The organism is Flavobacterium sinopsychrotolerans (assembly GCF_900110375.1).
GTDB lineage: Bacteria > Bacteroidota > Bacteroidia > Flavobacteriales > Flavobacteriaceae > Flavobacterium > Flavobacterium sinopsychrotolerans.
Genome location: NZ_FODN01000015.1, coordinates 1 through 6,621, shown reverse-complemented (window position 1 = coordinate 6,621; position 6,621 = coordinate 1). Strand labels below are relative to the sequence as shown.

General features: G+C 34.1%; 5 protein-coding genes. 4 read left to right on the top strand and 1 reads right to left on the bottom strand.

Features of this window, described 5'->3' with window-relative positions; translation table 11 throughout:
• Positions 1 to 15: 15 nt before the first annotated feature.
• The 3 genes from BMX64_RS15465 to BMX64_RS15455 are packed head-to-tail and all read left to right on the top strand — an operon-like array spanning position 16 to position 3,771.
• Positions 16 to 828: a T9SS type B sorting domain-containing protein gene (locus BMX64_RS15465; RefSeq protein WP_167543080.1), complete on the top strand. Its 813-nt coding sequence runs from the start codon at positions 16 to 18 to the stop codon at positions 826 to 828.
• A 51-nt stretch (positions 829 to 879) separates the two neighbouring features.
• Positions 880 to 1,809, top strand: a complete 930-nt coding sequence (locus BMX64_RS15460) for a PorP/SprF family type IX secretion system membrane protein (RefSeq protein ID WP_091174462.1) — start codon at positions 880 to 882, stop codon at positions 1,807 to 1,809.
• A gap of 15 nt (positions 1,810 to 1,824) precedes the next feature.
• Positions 1,825 to 3,771: an OmpA family protein gene (locus BMX64_RS15455; protein ID WP_091174459.1), complete on the top strand. Its 1,947-nt coding sequence runs from the start codon at positions 1,825 to 1,827 to the stop codon at positions 3,769 to 3,771.
• Between the two features lie 207 nt (positions 3,772 to 3,978).
• Here BMX64_RS15455 and BMX64_RS15450 read toward each other — a convergent pair whose 3' ends face one another.
• On the bottom strand, positions 3,979 to 5,199 hold the full coding sequence (locus BMX64_RS15450) for an aminotransferase class I/II-fold pyridoxal phosphate-dependent enzyme (RefSeq protein WP_091174455.1): 1,221 nt from the start codon (positions 5,197 to 5,199) through the stop codon (positions 3,979 to 3,981).
• A 266-nt stretch (positions 5,200 to 5,465) separates the two neighbouring features.
• On the opposite strand from BMX64_RS15450, the gene BMX64_RS15445 reads away from it, so the two are divergent.
• Positions 5,466 to 5,924 (top strand): Lrp/AsnC family transcriptional regulator, encoded by a 459-nt coding sequence (locus BMX64_RS15445; RefSeq protein ID WP_091174453.1) that lies wholly within the window; start codon positions 5,466 to 5,468, stop codon positions 5,922 to 5,924.
• Positions 5,925 to 6,621: the final 697 nt, after the last annotated feature.

Here is a 6,621-nt window from a genome sequence, read left to right as displayed (position 1 = left end):
GATGTTACAGTGATTGTGCCAGCAGGGGCGACTACAGGAACGGTAAGTGTACCAACGACCCAAGATACAATTGACGAGTTGGATGAAACATTCACGATCCACAATGGAGCGGTAAGTGCAATAGGAACTATAGAGGATAATGATGATTCGCCAGGTATAAGTATTTCAAAAACAGGGGTATTTAAGGACGAGAATGGAGATGGATATGCTCAGGTAGGTGAGACCATAAATTATGGTTTTGTTATCACTAATACTGGTAACACTGTTCTAAATAATGTAACTGTCACGGATGCTTTACCAGGTTTGAATATGACAGGGAGCGCTATTCCTTCATTAGGCTTATCGGAAATTAATACTACCGCCTATTCAGCTGTTTATACTATAACACAATTGGATATTGATTTTGGAAAAATTACTAATCAAGCTATGGTAAGCGGATTGACTCCTCAATTAGTTTTAGTAGAAAGTAACTCTAATAGTGTTACTACGATATTAGAAGATGAGCCAATAGTAGCACCAGCATGTAGTATAACAGTATTTAATGCTGTATCACCAAATGGTGATGGTAATAATGATGTATTTAGAATTGATGGATTAGAATGTTATCCTGAGAATACAGTAGAGATTTATAATCGTTGGGGTGTTTTAGTATTTGAACGAAACGGATATAATAATGAGGAAAAGGCTTTTGTAGGGGTATCTGAAGGGCGCATAACAGTCAATCAAAAGGAGGAATTACCTGTAGGAACTTACTATTACATCTTTAAGTACAAAGATCAAGATAATAAACAACAGGAGAAAGCGGGTTACTTATATATAAACAGGTAAGCAGAGATAAAACGCTGTAAATATCCTTAAGAATTTAAAAAAAAAAAAGAGATGAGAATAAAGATAGTAAGTTTTGTTTTTCTGTTAGTATTTCTATCGGGATACGGACAACAAGATGCTCAGTTTACCCAGTATATGTACAATACCATTAATATCAATCCAGGTTATGCAGGCTCTAGGGAAGCGATGAGTGTTTTTGCCATGCATCGAACCCAATGGGTAGGGCTCGATGGAGCACCAATAACCAATACAGCTTCAGTGAATACGCCAATCAATGGGAGTAATGTAGGTTTAGGTGTATCGATAATAAATGACAGAATCGGTCCTTCTGATGAGAATAATATCGCCATTGATTTTTCATACAGTATCAATACATCAGATCGTTATAAATTATCTTTTGGATTAAAAGCATCGGCAAATTTGTTGAACATAGACTTTAATAAGCTGAGTCAATACGATCAGAATGATTATGCTTTTCAGACTAATATTGATAATAAATTTTCTCCAAATATTGGGGTTGGATTTTATTTGCATTCGGATAATACCTATGTTGGTTTATCGGCACCATATCTGCTGGAGACCAAACATTTTGATCGATATGCTGCTACAGGGGCCAATAGTCATGTTGCCAAAGAAAATATTAATTTATATTTAATAGCGGGTCATGTATTAGATTTAAGTTACAATGTAAAATTCAAGCCTTCTTTATTGACTAAGTATGTTCAGGGAGCTCCTTTGCAGGTAGATTTATCAACAAACTTCATGTTTAATGATAAGTTTGTTGCTGGTTTAGCCTACCGATGGAGTGCTGCGGTAAGTGCTATGGTAGGATTTCAAGCCAGCGATTCATGGTTTATAGGATATGGATATGACTTAGAAACCACGCGATTATCTAATTACAATTCAGGTTCTCATGAGATCTTTTTGCGATATGAATTGTTTAATAAATATACCAAAATAATATCACCAAGATTCTTCTAAAATCAGCATAGCATTATGAAAATAAGAAATGTATTTTATAGTTACAGTACGGTATTACTACTATTGACATTGTCAGGATATAGTCAGAAAGCCAAGGTAGCTTCAGCCGATAAAAAGTATGAAAACTATTCGTATGTAGATGCCATTTCTACATATGAGCATGTAGCCTTAAAAGGATACAAGGATGAGAAAATGTTTCAAAAACTGGGTAACGCTTATTATTTTACAGCTGATCTTGTCAAAGCAGAGAAATGGTACACTGAACTCTTTGCTATGAATCAAGACCAAGAGCCAGAGTATTATTACCGCTATTCCCAAACACTAAAAGCAGTAGATAATTATGCCAAAGCCGATACGATGTTGGAAGAGTTTAATAAGCGATCGGGAAATGATCAGAGAGGAAAACTTTATGTAGAACAAAAAAATTATCTGGAGGACATAAAAGCGAATTCGGGTCGTTTTGAAGTAGCGGATGCTGGAATCAATTCAGAATATTCAGATTATGGAAGTTCCTTTTTGAATAATAATTTGGTGTTTGCCTCGGCAAGAGATACTGGGGGAGTTGCAAAGAAAGTATTCAAATGGAATAACGAATCATTTACCAATTTGTATTTTACAACAATAAAACCAGATGGGGAGATGGGAAAAGTAGAGCGTTTTGATAAAAAGATCAACTCTAAATTTCATGAATCGACTCCAGTATTTACCCAAGACGGGAAAACAATGTATTTTACCAGAAACAATTATCTAGAAGGTAAAAAGCAAAAAAGCTCGAAAAGGATAGTTTTATTAAAATTATATAAGGCTACATTGGAGGCTGGAAAATGGGAAAATGTAATAGAATTGCCATTTAATAGTAATGAATATAGTGTAGCACACCCAGCCTTGAGTTTGGATGAGAAAACCCTTTACTTTGCCTCAGATATGCCAGGGACATTAGGACAATCCGATTTGTTTAGTGTATCAATACTCTCAGAGGACAGTTATGGTACTCCAAAGAATTTAGGGAAAACCATTAATACAGAAGGTAGAGAAACATTTCCTTTTATAGCCACTGATAATGAATTGTATTTTGCCAGTGACGGACGTCCGGGACTAGGCGGATTAGATATATTTGTTTCAAAAATAGGGGAATCAGATTTTTTAGGAGAAGTGCAAAACGTAGGGTCACCAATCAATGGTCCTCAGGATGATTTTGCTTTTTTAATCAACAGTAAAAATCGTAATGGATTTTTTACCTCAAATAGAGAAGGCGGCAATGGTTATGATGATATTTACAGATTTACAGAACTTCGAAAACTGACATGTGAGCAAATGTTGGCCGGAATTATCACAGACCAAGAAACAGGAATACAATTATCGGATGCGAAAGTAAGTTTGTTTGATGACGAATTTAAGTTTATAAAAGAGAGTTCGAGTGATGAAAAAGGAAGATATAATTTTGAAGCAGTGTGTGGCAAAACGTATTATGTAAGAGCAGAGAAACTAGCATACGAAACTAAAGAAGCAAAAGTTTCAATACGAAACAGGACCGGTAAAACAGAGTTGTCATTAGAGTTAGAAAAGCGAATTAAGGAAGTAGGAGTTGGAACTGATTTAGCCAAAACATTGAATATACCAATTATCTACTTTGATTTAGACAAGTCAGTGATTAGAAAAGATGCTGCATTCGAGTTAGAGAAAATCCTATCGGTTATGCAATCAAATCCGAAGATGAAAATAGATATACGTTCGCATACAGACAGCAGGCAGACCAATAAGTACAATGAAAAGTTATCGGATAGAAGAGCGAAAGCGACTGTCGAATGGTTGATTAAAAATGGAATATCATCCGATAGATTAACCGGAAAAGGATATGGAGAAAGTCAACTGGTCAACAAATGTGCTGATGGAGTGAAATGTACTGAAGAAGAACACCAAGTGAACAGACGCAGTGAGTTTATTATTGTAACAATGGAATAATAAATGCCGTTGTGATTGTCTAATGAATAAGCCTTTCCAAATGGAGAGGCTTTTTTGAAATATGTCTCATCTTGAAATAAGTTAACCAAATTTTTAGTTGTAAGTAAAGAAAATACGTAGGCTATCATACACATTGTCTTTACTGAAAAATCCGTTTGAAAATTACTTTCAAACGGATTTTTTAATAAATGAACGAAATAATTATACCTAAGAAATCGATTCTGCAGTAAGAATGTTTAATTCAACCATACATTCTTTCATCATTTGGTAAGTTCTTTCGATGTCATTATCTAAACCTATAGAAAATCGTATTAAACCATCAGTCAACCCCATTTCTATTTGCTCTTCCATTGGAATTTCGCTTGATGTTGAAGTTCCTGGTGCGCTAAATAAAGTTTTATAAAACCCTAAACTTACTGCAAGATAACCTAAGTTTTTCGCTTGCATTAATTCCATCAAAGCATTGGCTTTTGCCAAAGTGCCTACGTCTAAAGTCATCATTCCTCCAAAACCATATTCTGGGTTAATCATAGTTGCATACAATTCATGACTTGGATGACTTTTTAAGCCCGGATAAACCGTCTTTAGTCCGTTTTTTTCAAAACGTTCGGCTAAATACATTGCATTATGACTATGTTGTTTCATCCTGATGTGTAAGGTTCGTAAGTTTTTCATCACGCTAGCAGAACGTAAACTATCCATTGTTGGACCAAGTAACATGCTTGCACCACTATTTACATTTTTTAAATCATTGATAAATTCCTGAGAAGCACATGTTACGCCACCCACAGTATCACTGCTCCCATTGATATATTTTGTTAAGCTGTGAATAACGATATCAGCTCCTAATGTTGCAGGAGAAACGGATAGTGGTGAAAACGTATTGTCAACAACTAACTTCAAATTGTGCTTTTTTGCAATTTTTGCTAGACCTGCAATGTCAGCCACTTCCAATAAAGGATTGCTTACGGTTTCACAATATAAAACTTTTGTTTTAGAAGTGATTGCAGCTTCCACAATGTCTAATTTGGTGATATCAACAAATGTAGTTTTGATTCCTAATCTTGGAGTAAAATTCTTCAAGAATGCATACGTACCACCATAAATGGTTCTACTTGAAACAATATGATCTCCTGAATCACATAATTGTAATAGTGTAGGGGTAATAGCTCCCATTCCTGAAGCAGAAACATTGGCTGATTCTGTTCCTTCCATGGCAGCAAGTGCTTTGTCTAAATATAGATTACTTGGAGAAGAATGGCGTGAATACAAATAACATCCTTCCATATTGCCTTCAAAAGTATCAAACATGGTTTTTGCTGATAGAAAAGTATAGGTTGATGAGTCAGAAATCGATGGATTTACACCACCAAATTCTCCAAAGTACTGTAAGTCTTGAATGTTGTCTGCAGGATTGAAATTTTTCATAATTTATATTTATTCGATTATTTAGGAGTTAATTCAGTTGTACATTTATCTCTTTGTTTTTAAAGAAAAAATAAAGGTTTCATCTGGATTATGTAATCTGGTTATATCTAGAAATTTACTTCAAAATAAAATAAATAAAGATTAATAATCAATCAGACTGTTTATTATTAGATTTTAAATCTAACAAAAATGATTTTATTAAATTTATTTTCTAAATTTGTTTGTTAAACAAGATTTTTATAGATTATATTTCAAATTTTAATACAATGACTTTAGATACAATAGATAAAAAATTGCTTTTTTTATTACAAACCGACAGTAAAAAAACAACCAAGGAACTTTCCTTAAAACTAAATCTTTCCGTTACAGCCGTTTACGAACGTATCAAAAAATTAGAAAGAGAAGGTGTTATTGATAAATATGTCGTCTTAATTGATCGTTCAAAAGTTAATAGGAGTTTTGTAGTTTTCTGTCATCTTAAATTGATTCAGCATACCAAAGAGTTTATTGCTAAATTTGAGGGTGAAGTCATAAAACTAAAAGAAGTTATAGAGTGTCATCATGTGAGTGGTGATTACGATTATATTCTGAAAATTGTCATAAAGGACATGGAGGCTTACAGGGAATTTCTGGTTACAAAATTGACCACATTACAACATATAGGGAGTACGCACAGTACATTCATGATTAGCGAAGTAAAAAACACAACTCTAGTAGATATTTAGTTTTTTCTTTGAACTAAAACAAATGTTTTAGTATCCCTATCAGAAGTAAAATTCCTTCCTATATAATAGCCAAAATTTTACCGGTCAAATCCATACGTTTCGATTAGAGTATCATTTTGGCGTTCCACCTTATATAAAGAGAGGCAATTATCTAATTGGGTAGTTGCCTCTCTTTATATAAGGAGTCGGGCTATTCGCTACAAGTCCTCGTCCGATTGAGTTTGAGACTCAACGGAACTGTGGGCTTTACGCTGCTATCCCTAACGCGGGTTTCGGTAAACCAGAGTTTTTTGTTGTTTTGACGTATATGATCTTACCTTATATATAGGATAGAAAGGAAAAGCGATTTTTGTTACTATATAAGGTATAGCATAAAACCATTTTATTGATCCAGAGTAGTTTTTTTGTTTGAATACAGGCAAGTTAGGCTATTTTGAAGGAGTAGAGCTTAGTGAAGAGCTGCTAAAACATGAACAAAGATTGAATTTCTAAAGCTTTAGTCAATAAAGGAGGGAAGTTGACAGCCGTACAATCGCACTGAAATCGGCGATTTTGGATTGAAATGATGTTTATCGGCAATTGGGCTGCTGTTTTGTGTAAAAAACTTTTACTTTCAAAATTCACGGTTTCAGCGAGTTAAAGTAAAAGTTAAGAAAAGGGTAAAAAAAAGGTTTAAAAAAGCTTGAATAACGCAATA